16 protein-coding genes and 1 pseudogene are annotated in these 16,677 nt (G+C 64.2%); 6 read left to right on the top strand and 11 right to left on the bottom strand.

Going from position 1 to position 16,677, the window contains the following annotated elements; all coding sequences use genetic code 11:
- Window positions 1-56 precede the first annotated feature (56 nt).
- Complete coding sequence (locus FNJ47_RS06165; protein WP_163151671.1) at window positions 57-1,004, bottom strand: LysR family transcriptional regulator; 948 nt, start codon at window positions 1,002-1,004, stop codon at window positions 57-59.
- Window positions 1,005-1,106: 102 nt separating this feature from the next.
- On the opposite strand from FNJ47_RS06165, the gene FNJ47_RS06170 reads away from it, so the two are divergent.
- Window positions 1,107-1,997: an alpha/beta fold hydrolase gene (locus tag FNJ47_RS06170; protein ID WP_163151673.1), complete on the top strand. Its 891-nt coding sequence runs from the start codon at window positions 1,107-1,109 to the stop codon at window positions 1,995-1,997.
- A gap of 75 nt (window positions 1,998-2,072) precedes the next feature.
- A complete protein-coding gene (locus FNJ47_RS06175) occupies window positions 2,073-2,393 on the top strand; it encodes a muconolactone Delta-isomerase family protein (protein ID WP_163151675.1) in 321 nt (106 codons plus the stop codon).
- A 9-nt stretch (window positions 2,394-2,402) separates the two neighbouring features.
- On the opposite strand, the gene FNJ47_RS06180 is transcribed toward FNJ47_RS06175, so the two are convergent.
- Window positions 2,403-3,338 carry a helix-turn-helix domain-containing protein gene (locus tag FNJ47_RS06180; protein ID WP_163151677.1) on the bottom strand — a complete coding sequence of 312 codons (936 nt, stop codon included), beginning with the start codon at window positions 3,336-3,338 and terminating at the stop codon, window positions 2,403-2,405.
- Window positions 3,339-3,542: 204 nt separating this feature from the next.
- Window positions 3,543-4,316, bottom strand: coding sequence for an SDR family oxidoreductase (locus FNJ47_RS06185; RefSeq protein ID WP_163151679.1), 774 nt, complete (start codon window positions 4,314-4,316; stop codon window positions 3,543-3,545).
- Between the two features lie 136 nt (window positions 4,317-4,452).
- On the opposite strand from FNJ47_RS06185, the gene FNJ47_RS06190 reads away from it, so the two are divergent.
- Window positions 4,453-5,361 carry a LysR family transcriptional regulator gene (locus FNJ47_RS06190; RefSeq protein WP_163151681.1) on the top strand — a complete coding sequence of 303 codons (909 nt, stop codon included), beginning with the start codon at window positions 4,453-4,455 and terminating at the stop codon, window positions 5,359-5,361.
- Window positions 5,362-5,402: 41 nt separating this feature from the next.
- Here the strand turns inward: FNJ47_RS06190 and FNJ47_RS06195 are convergent, their stop codons facing one another.
- The 3 genes from FNJ47_RS06195 to FNJ47_RS06205 all read right to left on the bottom strand — a co-directional run bounded on the left by FNJ47_RS06195 (window position 5,403) and on the right by FNJ47_RS06205 (window position 6,571).
- On the bottom strand, window positions 5,403-5,570 hold the full coding sequence (locus FNJ47_RS06195) for a hypothetical protein (RefSeq protein WP_163151683.1): 168 nt from the start codon (window positions 5,568-5,570) through the stop codon (window positions 5,403-5,405).
- A gap of 142 nt (window positions 5,571-5,712) precedes the next feature.
- Complete coding sequence (locus tag FNJ47_RS06200; RefSeq protein ID WP_163151685.1) at window positions 5,713-6,186, bottom strand: hypothetical protein; 474 nt, start codon at window positions 6,184-6,186, stop codon at window positions 5,713-5,715.
- Between the two features lie 46 nt (window positions 6,187-6,232).
- Entirely contained in the window at window positions 6,233-6,571 is a 339-nt protein-coding gene (locus FNJ47_RS06205; protein ID WP_163151687.1) for a hypothetical protein, read from the bottom strand.
- Between the two features lie 115 nt (window positions 6,572-6,686).
- On the opposite strand from FNJ47_RS06205, the gene FNJ47_RS06210 reads away from it, so the two are divergent.
- Entirely contained in the window at window positions 6,687-7,619 is a 933-nt protein-coding gene (locus FNJ47_RS06210) for a LysR family transcriptional regulator (protein WP_163151689.1), read from the top strand.
- Window positions 7,620-7,638: 19 nt separating this feature from the next.
- Here the strand turns inward: FNJ47_RS06210 and FNJ47_RS06215 are convergent, their stop codons facing one another.
- From FNJ47_RS06215 to FNJ47_RS06225, 3 genes and pseudogenes are all read right to left on the bottom strand, one after another.
- Window positions 7,639-9,912 (bottom strand): TonB-dependent receptor, encoded by a 2,274-nt coding sequence (locus FNJ47_RS06215; protein ID WP_163151691.1) that lies wholly within the window; start codon window positions 9,910-9,912, stop codon window positions 7,639-7,641.
- Window positions 9,913-10,060: 148 nt separating this feature from the next.
- Window positions 10,061-10,420 carry a hypothetical protein gene (locus FNJ47_RS06220; protein WP_163151693.1) on the bottom strand — a complete coding sequence of 120 codons (360 nt, stop codon included), beginning with the start codon at window positions 10,418-10,420 and terminating at the stop codon, window positions 10,061-10,063.
- Window positions 10,421-10,618: 198 nt separating this feature from the next.
- A pseudogene (locus tag FNJ47_RS06225) lies at window positions 10,619-11,113 on the bottom strand (EF-Tu C-terminal domain-related protein); the annotation flags it as partial.
- A gap of 99 nt (window positions 11,114-11,212) precedes the next feature.
- On the opposite strand from FNJ47_RS06225, the gene FNJ47_RS06230 reads away from it, so the two are divergent.
- Together FNJ47_RS06230 and FNJ47_RS06235 are read left to right on the top strand one after the other, a co-directional pair.
- Window positions 11,213-11,830, top strand: coding sequence for a hypothetical protein (locus tag FNJ47_RS06230; protein ID WP_163151696.1), 618 nt, complete (start codon window positions 11,213-11,215; stop codon window positions 11,828-11,830).
- A gap of 114 nt (window positions 11,831-11,944) precedes the next feature.
- On the top strand, window positions 11,945-12,718 hold the full coding sequence (locus FNJ47_RS06235; protein ID WP_163151698.1) for an SDR family NAD(P)-dependent oxidoreductase: 774 nt from the start codon (window positions 11,945-11,947) through the stop codon (window positions 12,716-12,718).
- 315 nt (window positions 12,719-13,033) lie between these two features.
- On the opposite strand, the gene FNJ47_RS06240 is transcribed toward FNJ47_RS06235, so the two are convergent.
- Both FNJ47_RS06240 and FNJ47_RS06245 read right to left on the bottom strand, forming a co-directional pair.
- On the bottom strand, window positions 13,034-15,505 hold the full coding sequence (locus tag FNJ47_RS06240) for a TonB-dependent receptor (RefSeq protein ID WP_347341618.1): 2,472 nt from the start codon (window positions 15,503-15,505) through the stop codon (window positions 13,034-13,036).
- A gap of 342 nt (window positions 15,506-15,847) precedes the next feature.
- Window positions 15,848-16,522, bottom strand: coding sequence for an RraA family protein (locus FNJ47_RS06245; protein ID WP_163151700.1), 675 nt, complete (start codon window positions 16,520-16,522; stop codon window positions 15,848-15,850).
- Window positions 16,523-16,677 lie beyond the last annotated feature (155 nt).

The following is a 16,677-nucleotide window of genomic DNA, read 5'->3' on the forward strand; positions in this document are numbered from 1 at the left end:
CGCGAGATTGGCATCAAAATTCCGGATGCGGTCGCGGGGAGCGTTTCGGCGGGATGTTATCGGCGAGCAGAGCGCTTGCGCGCGCTGTTTCCTCGGGCCGCATCTTTGGGCTCGGCGAGGCGCTCCCTGAGACGCGGCACCGCGAAGTCGAGAAACGCGCGCAACTTGGCCGGCATCAAGCGATTTGGCGAGTACACGATGTTGACGGGTTGCGGCGCCGGCTGAGAATCCTGCAGAAGCGGAACGAGCTGCCTCGAACTGATCGAGTCAGCGAGGAGATAGGAGAACGCCTCGGTGATTCCGAGGCCGGCGCGCGCTGCATCGCAGGCCGATTCAAGATTGCTCGCCACGAAGCGCGACCGAACGGGAACCAGATAGTCGGTCTGGTCTCGCCTGAACCTCCAAGCGGATGGCGACTGCATCGGCGGATAGCTGATGCAGTCGTGCGTCACGAGGTCGTCAGGCGATTTGGGCGTTCCGCGCGCTTCCAGATATGCCGCGCTGGCGCACACCACGCGGTGGATCTCCCCGATGCGGACTGCGACCAGGCTGCTGTCGGGCAGATCGCCGACGCGAAGCACGACGTCGACATGCTCCTCCAGGAGATTGACGGTCCGATCTTGCAGATTGAGATGGACGTCCACTTCGGGGAACGCTTTCAGGAAGTCCGACAGGATCGGCTGCAGACACAAGCGCCCGAGTGCGACGAGCGTCGACACACTCAGCTCTCCGCGCGGCGTCGTGTACTCGCCGGAAACGGCACGCTCGGCCTCCGCGACATCGGCGAGGATTCGCTTCGCTGCGGCGATGTAGGAAACCCCCGCATCGGTCGGGACGAAGGCGCGGGTCGATCGGTTGAACAGCTTGGTGCGCAAATGCGCCTCCAGCTCCGACACCTTGCGGCTTACGGTCGCCAGCGGCATGTTCTGGCGGCGGGCCGCGGCGGTCAGGCTTCCGGCCTCGGCCACTGCCAGTACGACCGACATTCCTTCGAGGCGATCCATTCGTTGCTTCCATTTTCTGGAAGAGTGTATCTCGATTTTGCCAGATACCAATCAATTTCGGAAGGCCATATCCATTTGGCGTGAGCAGCGAGGATTTGCATCATGTTCAAGCCAGTGAACGACGACGCGATCGGCTTCCTTGAGATCGACGAGGATATCACGCTCAGGCGAATGGTGCTGCGCAACGCGAAGGCGAAGGGGACCGTTCTTTTCCTGCATGGCTTTCCGGAGACCCTGTATGCCTGGAAGGACATTGCGAGCGCTCTGACAGATGACTACGAGGTCCACGCCTTCGACTGGCCCGGGTACGGCCTCTCATCGCGGCCCGCGACCGACAGGTTCTCCTACGCGCCCAGAGACTATGCGCGGGTGCTGGATCGATATATCGCCAAGTCGGGCATCGACACCTCGAAGCTCACGATCTACGCGACCGATATCGGCGCGCTTCCGGCGCTGCTGCTGGCGGTGGAAAAACCCGATGTCGCACGGACGATCGTCGTCGGCGATTTCGCCCCGTTCAACCGGCCCGAGGTCATGTATCCGAGCCTGCAAAGCCTGAAGGCGGGACCTACGATGGACCAGGTCCGCGCCAGCTTGAACAGCAATCGCGACGAGATTCTGGCCAACACCTTCACGCGGGGCCTGCCCAAGGAGGCGCATTTCGGGATCGCGCCTGAATTCAAGGACGACATGGCCCAGGGATGGACGCAAGGAGCGATGACAGCGGCCGACGCGTTCTCTCACTACTACGCACACTTCACACGCGACCAGGATTACTTCGAATCGAGGCTGACCCGGCTCGAAACACCGGTGAAGGTGGTTTGGGGCGAGAAGGATCTCTACATCAACAAGGAGATGGGCGCAGAATTCGCCGAAAGGCTGCACGTGGAGCTGACCGTTCTGCCTGGCATCGGACATTTCCCTCATCTGCAGAACCCGGGGCTCGCCGTCGATGAGGTTCGTGCCGCATTCCACAGAGGGGAGATTGCGTGAGATTTGTATCTGTTGCCGCACTGAGACTGATTGGCTGCCCTGTCGGCTTCAACCCGCAAACGCACAGGAGCCGCCATGAGAACGACGCCGACGACTAAAATCCTCGCCATCGGGACCATCAATCCCGGTGTCGAACAGTCGCAGGTGTTTGCCGTCCTGCCGGACGAAGTCCGGGAAACCGTCGACCTCTATCTCGATGGCAAGATCGAGCAGTGGTACTCGCTACAGGGCAAGCGGGGCGTGGCGTTCATCATGAACGTCACCGATCCGGCCGTCGCCCACGAGATGCTCGAAAAGCTACCGCTGGGCAAGACACACATGATGAGCTTCGAGCTGATCCCGCTTGGCCCGCTCAATCCGCTTCGCTTCCTGCAGGGCATGCAGCCGAAGCCTTGAGCGTAGCGATCAGTGCGCGGCGGTGCGGCGGAATTCGCGCGGCGCGAGGCCGTTGCAGCGCTTGAACAGGCGGTTGAAATGCGAGATGTCGCGGAAGCCTCCGTCGAAGGCGATCTCGGCAATGGTCTTGTGGGACGAGTTGCGATCGAGCAGCTCGCGCACGCACGCCGCAATCCGCTGCTCGTTGACGTGTTCGCCGACGGAGCGGCCGGTGGCGGCAAACAATCGGTGCACGTAACGCTCCGAGCAGCGGAATTTTTTCGCCAGCGCCGGAGCGCCGAGCTCGGGGTCGTCGCAGTGGCGGGCGATATGGTCAAGCATGACAGACAGCAGCACCGGTGTATGAACGCGCTCGACCGATATGTCGGCGAGGAAGTCGGGGGCGTGCGCGATCAGCTCGGCGATATGGGCGCCGAGCATTGCCGAGGTTGTTGCGGATTGGCGGCCGGTCAGGCAGAGCTCGGCGTAGCTCGTCAGCGTCCGGGACAGCGCGCGGCCGGCTTCGGTCGCAGACAGGCCGAGCCGCGGATGATCGAACAGCGCGTCCGGCAGCAGCCGTCGCGGCACGGCAAAGCAGAATAGCTTGAAGTTGTGGCGGTGAGCGATCTCGAACGGCTGTGTCGTATCCGCAACGGCGAGGTCGCCAGGCGCGCTGATCTGCTCATGGCCGCGTTGCGAGGTACGTCCCAGGCCTTCGAGCTGGAGGTTGACGAAGCAGAGGTCGTCGGTGCTCGACGCGATGTGCGAGGCGAGCCGGTGCACGGTGTGGCCGCTCGCCTTGACTAGCGATATCTGGAGCGGCGCGGCGTCGACCTTGGAGATCGCGCCTGCAAACGGGGCCTCGGCAATCCTGCGCGGCTCCAGGCGGACGAAGGCAGCCGCGAGATCGTCCGCCCAACTGCCGAAGGGCTGATCCGGACGGGCCGGCCTGGTCGACCATTCCATGAGCGCCTCGAATAGATTGTCACTGCGAAGGGACCAGCGGCTGAAAGATATCGCCGGGCAAACGAGCGGTCAAATTCCGCTCCTGGCCTGATCCGGCTGCAAGCAAGCAACATTGTGCCCGCTGCAAAGGCATTGCGGCGCCCCTTCTGCGAGGGCGCCGCTGACAAGCGCATGCGTGAGGGACCGCTGCAGAGAGCGGCTGCCTCACTTGGTGGTGTAGCCGCCATTGACGAGGATGGTCTGGCCGGTCATCCACCAGCCCTCCGACACCAGCAGACGAATCCAGGGCACGATATCCTTGATGTCGGTGAGGCCGGTCTTGGAGAAACCGGACAGCGCCGCTGCCGATTTGTGATAGGCGACCGCGTCGGCGCCTTCGGCCGGATAGAAGAACGGCGTGTCCATCGGGCCCGGGCCGATCGCAGTAACCGAGATGCCGCGTGCGCCGAATTCCTTCGAGGCCGCGCGGGTGAAATGCTCGACCGGCGCCTTGGTACCGGCATAGGCGGCGTAGAACGGCGTGTAGGCGCCGAGCAGCGACGTCACCAGCGTGCAGATCTTGCCGCTGTCGTTCACGTGGCGACCGGCCTCCTTGAGGAAGAAGAATGCGGACTTGGAATTGACGGCGCTCATGGCGTCGTATTCGGCCTCCGAGATCTCGACCATCGGTTTCTTCAGCACCTTGCCGACCGTGTTGATCGCGATGTCGGGACGGCCGATCGCGGCGACCGCATCGGTGAACAGCTTCTCCATCGCGCCCGATGTCGTCAGGTTGGCCTGGAAGGCGACCGCGTTGGCACCGGCGGCCTTGATCGCAGCCACCGTTGCGTCGGCGTCGGTCTTGGTAGCGGCGCTGTTGTAGTGGATCGCGATTGCCTTCGCGCCATGGGCCGCGAGATCGCGCGCGATCAGGCCGCCGAGATTTTTCGCGCCGCCGGCGATGATGACGGTCTTGTCCTTGATGCTGTGGTCGGTCATGGCGTTCGCCTCTCCGGATCAAGCGGCCGCGCTCTGCGGCCGCTTTCTGCAGGGAACGATATCGTCTAGAATTAGCGGATAAAGCTGTGCATTCTGACCTCACTTGTCGGAAATGGCGAACAATTGAGGCCCAATCTTGGACCGCGTCGATCTCTTCCGCATCTTCGCCCGCGTCGTCGAGTGTGCGAGTTTTACGCGGGCGGCCGACACGCTTGGGCTGCCGCGCTCGTCGGTCTCGTCGGCAGTCGCCGAGCTGGAGCAGCGCATCGGCGCGCGGCTGCTGCATCGCACAACACGAAAAGTGTCGCCCACGCATGATGGCGCGGCGTTCTATGAGAGAGCCTTGCGCGTCGTCGCCGATGTCGAGGAGGCCGAGAGCCTGTTTCGCCATGCCGCGGCCGAGCCGTCGGGCCGGCTCAGGGTCGACGTGCCCGGGCGGATCGGCCGCCTGATCGTTGCGCCGGCGCTGCCGGCCTTCCTCGATCGCTATCCGCAGATCGAGATCGATCTCGGTGTCACCGATCGCGCCGTCAATTTGATCGAGGACTCTACCGATTGCGTCGTGCGCGTCGGCCCGCTCGGCGATTCCGCTCTGATCGCGCGGCCGCTCGGCAATCTCGTGCTGATCAATGTCGCAAGCTCCGGCTATCTCGCGCGCCACGGCACGCCGCAGACGCCGGACGATCTCGCTGCGCATTGGGCGGTGAATTATGCCTCGCCGTCCACCGGCCGCATCGAGGAGTGGGAATGGCACGAGCACGGCACATCGCGCAGCATCGCGATGCGCGGCCGTGTCACCGTCAATAGTGCGGAAGCCTATATTGCCTGCTGCCTCGCCGGTCTCGGCCTGATCCAGATTCCGGCCTACGACGTGAAGCGGCATCTCGATGCCGGCGAGCTCGTCGAGCTGATGCCGCAGCATCGCGCGGCGCCGATGCCGATGACCTTGCTCTATCCGCACCGCCAGCATCTGTCGCGGCGGCTGCAGGTGTTCGCGAACTGGCTGGCGGACCTTTTGAAAGAGAAGTTGTTCGTCGCAGGCTAGTTCGCGTGCGCGTCAGATGCCCGCGCAGAAGCCGCGGCGCGTCACCGCTTGCTGCTGGTGGCGCGGGTCGCGGCCGTCCTCGTCGCACGCGCCGGCTCGGCCTTGGGCTGGAAGAACAGGCCGGGCGCCACCGACACCAGTCCGAAGGTCATTCCGAGGAATGCCAGGAACGTGTCGAGATAATTGAACTCCATTTCAGTTGCCTCCATTCAGCCTGCACAGGGCTCGGCTTGGTACTCGGCCTTGGCGCTTGGCCCGGTGCAATGCGTTCGAAAGCTTAGATATGGTCCGAGACATTGATCGGTACAATAGAAACATTGATCTCGGAGCAATACTTTCATTGCTCCGCACCTAGGCCGCGATCCGGCCCCGCTGAAGCGCATCTGCGTACCGCTGCTCGATGGCTTTGACGGAGTTTTCGAAGGCTGTTTCCAGGACGCTGCGGCCGATGGTGCGCAGCACGAAGCCCAGGAGCCATCCCTTGAGATTCTTGCCGTCGCGCACCACGACCACGTCAATGTCGGTCGTGCCATCGGGCCGGTGCGTGAAGGTGTAGATGTGGCCCGATGCGCCGCCCCACACGTTGGAGTCGGTCGTCGTCAGGACGACATGCTCGGGGTCGGACCAGTCGTAGTGCAGGCGTTCCCAGATGCCGTTCGAGCCTTCCGTCACGTCAGCATGTGTGGGGCCGCGATGGTGCACCTTGAGATAGGCGTCGGCGCTGTTGCCGAACAGCTTGGAGCGGCCCGGCCCGAAGTCGGTGAGACCGCTGATGTACTGCTCGGGCGTCAACCTGGTCGTCCGGTGAAGGTGGATCGTGGACATCTTCGGCTCCTGCACGGGTGATGGAAGGGTACTGACGGCGTCAGGATCAGTTGGAGAGTGCGCCCGCCTTGCGGACGATCAGACTGTCGCCGTTCCGGCTGATCTCCACTGCGCCGGCCTGGCTGGGTGTCGCGAGCAACGCGTGCTGACCGGGCGCCAACACCGACACGAAGCGGACCGGCGTCCCGGCCGCGCCCTGCGCGAGCGTGGTCACGACGCGATATCCATCGGGCTCGACGGTGTAGTAGGCGACGCCGGAGAGGTCGCCGAGATGGATGCTTTGGGCCTCGATCGGCTTGAGCGCGCGCGCCTGCGCGGTTCCAAGCGAAATTCCAAGCGAGGCCAGGGTGAAGGCGGCGGCGAGAATTGTGTTGCGGATCGACATGGGATCCTCCTTTGGCTCGGGTGGTCAGAACCTGGGCGGCGGGTGGATGCCCGCTGCTCCCTTGCCAGAGGAGATGGTCAGGCTATGATCATCGATCAAACAGATGGGATCGATAATGGCCATCGATGTCGTCGATTTAGGTCGTGTCGACCTGAACCTGCTCGTTCATCTCGATGCGCTGCTCACCGAACGCAGCGTGACAAGGGCGGCGGCGCGCGTCGGGATCGGCCAATCCGCGATGAGCCACAATCTCGCCCGCCTGCGCGAACTACTCGATGACGAGTTGCTGACGCGGGCGGCCGACGGCATGCGCCTCACCCCGCGCGCGGTGACCTTGCTCGAGCCGGTGCGAAGCGCGCTCGCGCAGGTCGAGGCGGTGCTGCTGCGCGAGAAGACCTTCGATCCGGCCACGGCGGTGCGGACGTTCAGGCTCAGCCTGTCGGACAGCATGGAAATCCTGATCGTGCCCCGCCTGCTGGCCCGCATGCGCGAGATCGCGCCAGGCATTCACCTGCGGCTTTACAATGTCGACATGTCCCGGCTGCTCGATGACCTCGACGCCGATGCGCTGGACCTCGCGCTCGCCTATGGGCCGATCCAGCAGGGACAGTTGCATCACAAGCAGCGCGTGCTGTTCACCGAGAGCTTTCTCTGCATGTTCAATGCCGAGAAGACCGGCGTCACGCCGCCGATCTCGCTCGAGGTCTACGTCCGGCTTCCTCACGTGCTGACCAGCCTGAAGCCGGACCGCAGCGTGCGCGGCTTCGTCGATGACGCGCTCGATGAGCTCGGCCTGCATCGGACCATTGCGCTGACCACGCCGCGCTTCCTCACCGTGCCGCATCTGGTGGCGCAAGCACCCGTGATCGTCACCATGGGGGCGCGGCTGGCGCGGCGCTTCGCCGCCGATCTCGGGCTCAGCCTCAGTCCGCCCCCGGTGAAGGTGAAAGACGTCTCCGTGTCACTGCTGTGGCATGCGTCCTACGATCACGATCCGGCTCACGTCTGGATGCGCGACCAGCTGGTCCAGCTGGTCGGCGAATTGTGAGCAGTGCACCTTGGCCTCGTCAGAACTTCTGCGTGATGCCGGCATAGACGCCGCGGCGCGGGCCGTATTGCGGCGCGAACACGCCGATGCCGGAGCCGTCGCGGATCTGGTAGACGGTGTCGAACAGGTTGACGACGTCGAGGCGCAGCGTGGTCGGCTTGTTCGGCGCGACGATGTTGAAGTCGTGCGAGACGCCGAGATTGACCTGCGAGTATGATGGCACCGTGCCGGTGTTGGCGAAGCCGCTGCGCAAGCCCGAGCCGTAGATCATCGACGCGCTGAACTTGGTGTCGTGCCATCGATACCAGCCGCCCACGGATGCGGTCAGCGTCTGGGCGTGGTCGGTGTTGATGTAGTTGTTGGCGATAAAGGCAAGGTCGTCCGGACTGAACAGATACTGGTTCGACACGACGGTGGTGGCAACCTGCTTGGCGATGGCGACATTGCCGTAGAGGTGCAGATTGTCGTAGTCGTAGGTCGCCTTCAGCTCCACGCCCTCATTGGTGCCTTTCGCATAGTTGAAGGCGGTCAGCACGTAGGCCTGGCCGAACTGGCCGTCGTCGAGCAGATCGGTCGCGATCTTGTAATAGGCGTCCATGCCGACTTCGAGGCCGGGGATCGCATAGACCTTCTGCGTGACGCCGATGTCGAACACGTGTGAGCGCTCCGGCAGCACGGGATCGTTGGCGGTGGTCCCCGGCTGTGCCGTGGTGTTCTGCACCAGCGAGAGGTTGGTCGGTGCCGCCAGCACCTGCTCGGGCGGCGTGAAGTTGCGCGCATAGCCGGCATGGAAGGTCGTGCCGTCCATGGGTTTCCAGGTCAGGCTGATCCGCGGGCTCAGCTGGTTGGCATCGACATATTGCCACATCTGGTCGAAGCGCAGTCCGGCGTTGAGCGTCAGCTGGTTGGTGATCTTCCACTCGTCGGCGATGTAGGTGGAGAACATGTATCCGGTCTTGGCGCTGGAATCGAACACCGAGAGCGGCGCGTCGATCGGGTTGCCGGAAGCATCCAGCGGCAGCACGGTCGAGCCGTTGTTGACCAGCGAGCGCTCGGCGCTGGCGGAGAAGCCGAACTTCAGCGTGTGCGCGAAGCCCAGCCGGTAGGAGGTGTCTTCCTGGATGCCGTTGACGAAGCTCTGGCGATAGACGTCGGATGCGACGCCGTTGAAGACGAGATCGCCGACCGGGTCGGGCATGAAGTGCAGCTGGCTGTAGCGATTGAAATAAGCGACCTGGTAGTCGAAGCCATCGCCCGATTTCTGATAGGCCACGACGTTGAACTGGTTGAATTCCCGTTGCCGCTCGTTGAGCAGCGCGGAATCGAAGTTCGAGACGCCGTAGGCGGTGAAGGCCGGGGTTTGCCCTGGATTGTTGGGGATCTGATAAGCGCCGTTGGAGACGCCGCCGATATAGGTCAGCCGGCTGGTCGGGTCGATGGCCGTCGAGACGTAGGCAAAGCCCTTCTCCTGATCGGTCCGGTCGTGGATGGCGTTGTAGGCCGGTGTCGGGTTCTCGATGCCGACGTCGCTGCCGAAATAGCGGCCGGAGACGTAATACTGGGTTTGTCCGACGGTGCCGCCATAGTCGACGCTGGTGGTGAAGTTGCCATGGCTGCCGCCATAGACGCTGACGCTGCCGGAATTGTTGAAGGCATCGGTCTTGGTCTGGATGTCGAGCACACCGGCGGTGCGCAGGCCGTATTGCGCGGGCAGCGCGCCGGTGATCAGCGCCATGCTGCCGACGATCCCGGTGTCGATGATCTGGCCGAAGGCGCCGACGCCGTCCGGCAGCATGATCCCGTTGATACGGTATTGCAGGTTGGCGTGCTCGTTGCGGACATGCAGTTCGCCGCTCGCGGCTGAGTCCTGCGAAACCCCAGGCACCTGCAGCAGTGCCTTGTCGAGGGTGGTGTTGGTGCCCTGTGGCAACGACTGAAGGAACTGCTGGCTCATCTGGTAGGTGTTGGCGCCGGTCGGCGCGAGCAGGGCGGCGCGGGCCTGGTCGAGCCGCGCATTCTGGCCTGCCACCGCACGCGCTTGGGCTTGCTCGGCGGATTCCGGCGTAGCCGACACCGCACCGGCTCTTCGCGCGCGGCGGCCGCTTGCGGTCGCAACACGGGTCTTCGGCTTTTTCGGCCCGGACGGCGCGGTGTGGTGCTGCGGCGCCGTTACGGTGATGTCAGGAAGTTCTGTTGGCGGCGCCGTCGTCTGTGCGAATGCGGCGCCGTTGATCCCGCAGACCAAAAGCGAAGCCGCGCCGGCGGCGGCGTGTCGTCGGATATGTCCTGACATGTTGGTTCCCGATCTCATGAGGCCGCGATCCGGATCCGTTTGAGCAGGACGCGGTCGAGCCTGCCGTCACGAACGCGACGGCCAGATTCCCATTGATCAAACGGCAGCCGAACTGTGGCCGCGTTCGAAGTTCAGTCGTGATGGGATGTCAGGAGATCGGAGGCGCACGCGGCTGGTAGTGAAGCCGGCCGATGTCGACCGGAGCCGCGTAATCGTCGACGTGCCAGGCGAGCAAAGCTGCGGCATCCGGCAGCTGCAGTGGAGGCAACGCCGGCGTCGGTGTCGCCGAGTTGACCATCGCCACGACGGCACAGATGGCGCACAGGTCAGCGGCCTGATCGGAATCCGGATTCGAACGAGGCTCGTTGTGCGAGGCCAACGATGCATTCGTCGTCGCCTGCGCCGGCGCAACGGCATGAAAATGGCCGAACGACAGCACGAACTGGATCGACAGCGCCAAAAGCGCCAGCCGAGCCCCGTGCCTGATGTTCGAACGAAACCACTTCATGACGACGCCATTTCCGCGTCGAGAGGTCACAGGACCTATGGATGGCACCTGCGACGCGGTGTCGCACAGTTTCGAAAACGCACTGGGCTGTCAATCCGCATTGCTGAGCGAGATGATCAATTTCCAGGCGATCGGACGCTTTTGCAACATCGCGATATCGGAAAAATGGGGACCCGGCTTGCGCCAGGCCCCCATCCGTCACTCCACGATCTCGGTCACGACGCCCGCACCGACGGTGCGGTTGCCTTCACGGATCGCAAAGCGCGACCACTCCTCGAGCGCGATCGGCTTGTTGAGTTCGATCGTGAACTCGGCGCTGTCGCCCGGCATTACCATCTCGGCGCCATTGCCGAGCTGGACGGTGCCGGTGACATCGGCAGTCCGGAAGTAGAACTGCGGACGATAGTTGGCGAAGAACGGCGTATGCCGTCCGCCTTCGTCCTTGGTCAGCACGTACACTTCCGCACGGAAGGTCCGGTGCGGTGACACACCACCCGGGTGCGACAGCACCTGACCCCGCTGCACGGTCGTCTTGTCGATCCCGCGCAGCAGGCAGCCGACATTGTCGCCGGCCTGCCCGTGATCGAGGATCTTCCGGTAGCTCTCGATGCTGGTCACGACCGACTTGCGGGTGTCGCCGAGGCCGACGATCTCGACCTCGTCGCCGATCCTGACGACGCCGCGCTCGATACGCGCGATTGGCAAGAGGCGCAGCGGTCGCGCCGAAGCGCCGCGCTGGCGTTGTCGGCCTCCGGAGCGTATAGTTTGCAGGTACAGGTGACGGTCTCCCGAATGTTGATCTTCGCAAGCAAAACCGGTCTCGCAATCATCGCAGCAGTGCTGTGCCTGAGCGCCCAACAGGCCCATGCCCAGGCCGGCCCCGTGCGCTACTGGACGCCGGGGTCGCTGTTCGGCTTCGGCGGCAGCCTGGCCGATGGCCAGAAAGCCGACACCTACGGAAATTTTCCGGGTTTTGACGCCTCCGGCGCACAAGGCGGTGCCGCGTATCTGAACGGCCGGCCGGACGGCTGGTTCGTCGGCGGCGAAGGCGGCCGCGCCGGCTGGAGTGCGCTCGGTCAATCGGCGGCGTTCGGATCGCTCGAATATCAGGGCGCGCAGGTCGGCTACAATTTCAAGGGCGTCGGTGACACGCCCGTGACCTTCTTCGCCGGTTTCGACAGCTTGAAATACAATCCGCCCGGCGCCGGCGGGCCGCTGGCTCCGTTTAGCGGCAATCCCGGCGTCAACGCGGGTTATGCGGCGCGAGCAGGCGTCGAGTTCCGCCCGACCTCGAATGTCACGCTGTCGCTTGGGGCCAGCTTCACCCAGCAAGGCGCGGAGCGCATGGACAGCGACATTCATTCGCAGCTGCTGCCCGGCCAGTCTCCGGTCCTGTTCGGCGGCCGCTAGGCGATAGGAACATAGCGCGTCAGCGCAAGACCGCAGCGCTGCGGTCCTGATTCAACCAGAGCTTCAGCTGGAACCAAGAAGGCCCGAGATCGCGGGCACAGTCAGGATCGAAACATGGACATGCAGGGCAAGATCGCACTCGTCACCGCCGCAGCATCGGGCGCCGGCCGCGCCGGCGCGCTCATCCTCGCGCGCGAAGGTGCGGCGGTTGCCGTCGTCGACCAGAACGAGGCCGGCGCGAAGGCGGTGGTCGAGGAGATCAGGAAGGGCGGCGGGCGCGCGCTGGCACTGGCCGGCGACCTCCGCGACGACAAGTTCTCGCGCGACATCGTCACGGCAACCGTGAAGGAATTCGGCGCGCTCGACTGCGTCTGGAATCATCTCGGCATTCCCGGCCCGTCCGTGATCGACGATCTCGAAGGCTGGGACCTCAGCGTCGATCTCAATCTGCGCTCGCAGCTGATCACCACCAACGCCGCGCTCGGGCAGATGACGCCGCGGCGCAAGGGCAGCATCCTGTTCACCGCATCGACCTCGGGCCTGGTCGGCTCGCCGTGGAGCCCGACCTATTCGGCAGCGAAGGCCGGCGTCATCGGTCTGGCGCGGGCGCTTGCCAAGCGCCATGCCAAGGATGGTGTGCGCGTCAATGCGATCTGTCCCGGTGCGATCGACACGCCGATGCTGCGGGTGTTCGTCAACCGGCCCGACCAGCCGGGCCACAACGAGGCCGATCCGGAAGAACTGATCAAGGCCGCGGTCACCCGCAATCCGATGGGCCGCGCCGCGCGCCCCGAGGAGATTGCGGAGGTCGCGGTGTTCCTGCTGTCGGACAAGGCCTCGTTCGTCACCGGCATCGCGATGCCGGTCGATGGCGGGACGGTGGCGTAGGGCGCCGATGAATTGACGTTGATCTGCAGCCCCAAGGCAACTTCGCGCCCTCTCTCGCTTGGGGGCGCTGCCAAAATATCGAAAACAACCCCATGCAAAGTAGCCGGCGGTGGTCGGCATTCGATCAGGCGACTTGACGCGTCGGGCAACTCACGGGTATTTTTCCAATATTCCGAAATATGGCCCCGGGGGCATATGGCATTTGCATGCTTCTGTAACCGACGATTCCGCGTCGTCATGCCCGATTGCAATATGCGATAACCCTGCCCGCAGCGGGAGAGGTGCGCCGAGTCCGCTGCCTCTCAGAGATGTCCTCTAAAACTTCGCCCTGATGCCGGTATAGGCGGCGAGCGGCATGCCGGGCACGAAGGCGCGGGGATCGCTGAGCTGCGCCATCAGGTTGGGCGCGCCGCCGGCGCTGACAAAACCGCCGGTCTGATAGAACGCGCCGCTCAGATAGTAGTGCTGGTTGAACACATTGTTGATCAGGCCGAACACCTCGATGTTCTTCGTGACCTGGTATGACGTGTGCAGATTGATGACCGAGTAGGCCGGCACCTTCGGGCTCTGGTTGGTATAGTCATGGATCAGCCACTGGCTGCCCACGACGTTGAGGTCGGCGCCGACCTTCCAGGCATCCGTGACGTTGTAGTCGACGCCGGCCTTGAAGCGGTGCGCGGGAATGCCAGGGATGCGGTCGCCCGGAGTGACGTTGACAAATTGCACGCCGCCCTCGCTGATCAGCGCGTTCGGATTGTTCGGCGAGGACAGCGTGATCGCGCTTTGATAGGTCGCGTTGACATAGGTGTAGTTGGCATAGGCGTTCCAGCGATCGAAGCGGTAGTCGAGTTTGGCCTCGATACCCTGGCGCAAGGTCTGCCCGGCGTTCTGGAAGTATCCGAAATTGTTGACGCCGAGCGGGCTTGCCACCTGGATGATGTCGTCGTCGGACAGGGTGCGGAACGCGCCCAACCCCCAGCTCAGCACGCCCGTCTTGGCATCGCGGCCCCAGCTGCCGCGGAGCCCCGCCTCGACGGTGTGCGACACCACCTGCTTGAGCGGCGGATCGGCGACCAGGAAGGTGTCGATCATGCAGGGATGGTTGGGATCGGAGCAGCCGAGCTCCAGCGGCGTCGGCGTGCGGTTGGCTTCCGAATAGCCGGCATAGGCGGTGAGGTTCGGGGTGATCTTGTAGGTGCCGCCGATCACCGGGTTGAAGCGCTGGAAGCGGTTGCTGCTGTTGAGCAGGTCGTTGGTGCCGGTCTGGTCGTGCAAATCGATCTGGGCGTAATTGAAGCGCCCGCCCGCCGTCACCGAGAACTTGTTGGTCACGTCGAATGTGTCGGTGAGGTAGATGCCGGTGTAGGTGTTGGTGGCGTGCAGATCGACCGGGCTGAGACCTGCGTCAGGCTGGTTGATGAAGACACCGGTGCCAGTGACGAACAGATTGTTGGGATCGATCGTGCCGAGCTCGCTGCTTGCGGTGAATTTCGTGTTGCCGTGATCGACGCTGACACCCATCACGACGTGGTTGTCGTGCCCGAACAGTCTGTCCGAGTTGGTCAACTGGGCCGTACCGCCATAGCTGTTGGTGGCGGCGCGGTTGCGATCGATTTCGCCGAGGAAAGCATTGCCGAGCGTGTTCGGAGTGGCCGGGCCGTCGGCTGGACCGAACACCGGCAGGCCGTTGCCGATGCACAAGGTCCTGGGATCGTCGCATGGCGCAACGTCAGTGCCGTTGCCGTCGGTGTGGGATTGCCGGAATCCGCGGAAATAGGCGTTGCCCTGAAACGACCATGTGTCCGAGAAATTGTGGCTCAGCGTGGCGTTGACGAAGGCGAGCTGCAGCAGCGTCGATTGCGGCCAGGTGTAGACGCTCGACCAGCGCTGATTGAGCATCTCGACCGGCGTTGCCGCGACGTTGCCGAGCAGATTGTTGGCGCCGGTGAAATTGACGTGGAATTCGGTCTGGTCGTTGCGCGCGCCGATGTCGACATACATGCGGTTGACGTGCGAGGAATTCGCATAGTCGCGCCAGCCGCGATCATAGGCGGACTCGAACGCCGCATAGGCGGAGACGTTGTCCTTCTGGCCGCCGGCCTGCACGCTGCCCTGCACGCGCCCGTAGGAGCCGCCCAGGACTTCAGCCTCGACCCCCTGATAGGTGAAGCCGTTCTTCATCTGGATGCTGAGCGCGCCGCCGATCGCGTTGAGGCCGAATATCGGGTTGTTGGGAACCAGCGAAACCCGGTCGATGGCCTTTTCCGGGATGAAATCCCAATTGACCACATCGCCCCAGGATTCGTTGATGCGCACGCCGTTCTGATAGACCGCGATGCCCTGCGGCGTTCCCTGAACCGGCGAGGCGACGAAGCCGCGGTAGTCGAGCGTGCGCTGGAATGGATTGCCGGTCTGGTCCGTCAGTGTGACACCCGGCAGCTTGCGATTCACCGAGTCGAGGAAGTTCGTCGAATAGTTGCGGCTGAAATCCGCCGAGGTCAGCACCTCGGTGTTGGACGGTATCCTGTCACGGTCGAGCAGGCTCGAATCGCGCTCGGAGGGGGCGGGGGCCCCGGCGCCGGCCTCCGGCGCCGCCGCAGTTTGCACCGGCGCCGCCCGGGTTCGGGCGGTTCGCGACCGCACCACCGGCCGGGCGGCAGGCTTGGCGCTGCGTGTGCCCGAAAGCGGCGAGGGGGCAATCACGGTGACCGGCGGCAGTTCGGTCGGGGCGGGGGTCTGGGCTCGCACCATCGTCAGCGGCGCTGCGGCTCCGATGGCGGTGAGCACGGCCGCAGCGCCGCGTGTAGTGACCGAACCAGACAAAAATCGTGTTGCTGTACGCAACAACGTACCAGCCATAGCGCCCACCCCGTCGTCGCGGTTCGGCTTCTTCCCCGACGAACCATGGCTTGAAGACTGCGGGAGCGGTTGGGCTTTGGCAAACAAGATGTGTCCCGGCGGGACGGGATTCTTTTCCATCCATGATCGGGAAAAATTCCCGATGCCGGGCCGCAAGCGCGATCGCGGGGCGGCGTCGGGCTCTAACGGCGGCCGACCGGGCAATTCCGGCCGGCCTTTGCCGGTTCCTGCCTAAAAGGCAGGCATCCCCGCCACTCCGGACCGGCGCATCTAGTCCTTGAACTCGCAGCCGAGCCGCTGCAGCGCCTCATCCACCCAGCGACGGTCGCTGGTGCCGGCGAGGATCTGCTCGATCGCCTTCTCCTCGGTTGCCTTCTTGGCTTCGGTCAGCTTGCAGATGGCCTCGGCGTCGTCATGGGGCACGCAGAGCACGCCGTCGTCGTCGGCCACGATGAGGTCGCCGGGCTCGACGATCATGCCGTCGATCGAGATGGTGCAATTGATCTCGCCCGGGCCGTCCTTGTAGGGCCCGCGATGGGCGACGCCGGCGGCGAGCACCGGGAAGGCCCCGGCGCGGATCGCGCCGGCGTCGCGGATCGAGCCGTCGATCACGAAGCCCGACACGCCGTTCTTTTCGGCCAGCGTCGACATGATCTCGCCGATGATGGCGTTGACCAGCACGCCGCCGGCATCGACGACGATCACGTCGCCCGGCTGGGCCAGGTCGATCGCCTTGTGCACCATCAGGTTGTCGCCGGGCCTGGTCTTCACGGTCAGCGCCGGGCCGCCGAGCCAGCCGCCCCTGTGCATCGGCCGTAGCCGGTTGGTGCCCGCGATCCGCGACATCACGTCGCTGATATTGGCGACCGGCAGCGTGCGGTAGCGCGCGACGAGGTCGGGCGACACTTTCCGCTTCGCCTTGTGAATTGCAAATCCTATGGCCATCGGTTTTCTCCGGGTTCTGCTTGAGCGTGATTGCTTAGAGCATGATTGGACTGGGCTAAACTGCGGCCGCGCAGCAGATGGGCTCCCTCTCCCGCTTGCGGGGGGCGAGACGAGCGAAGCTCGCTCTTAAGTCGCATCGCAGGATGCGATGCGGG

Source organism: Bradyrhizobium uaiense, assembly GCF_010811875.1.
GTDB lineage: Bacteria > Pseudomonadota > Alphaproteobacteria > Rhizobiales > Xanthobacteraceae > Bradyrhizobium > Bradyrhizobium uaiense.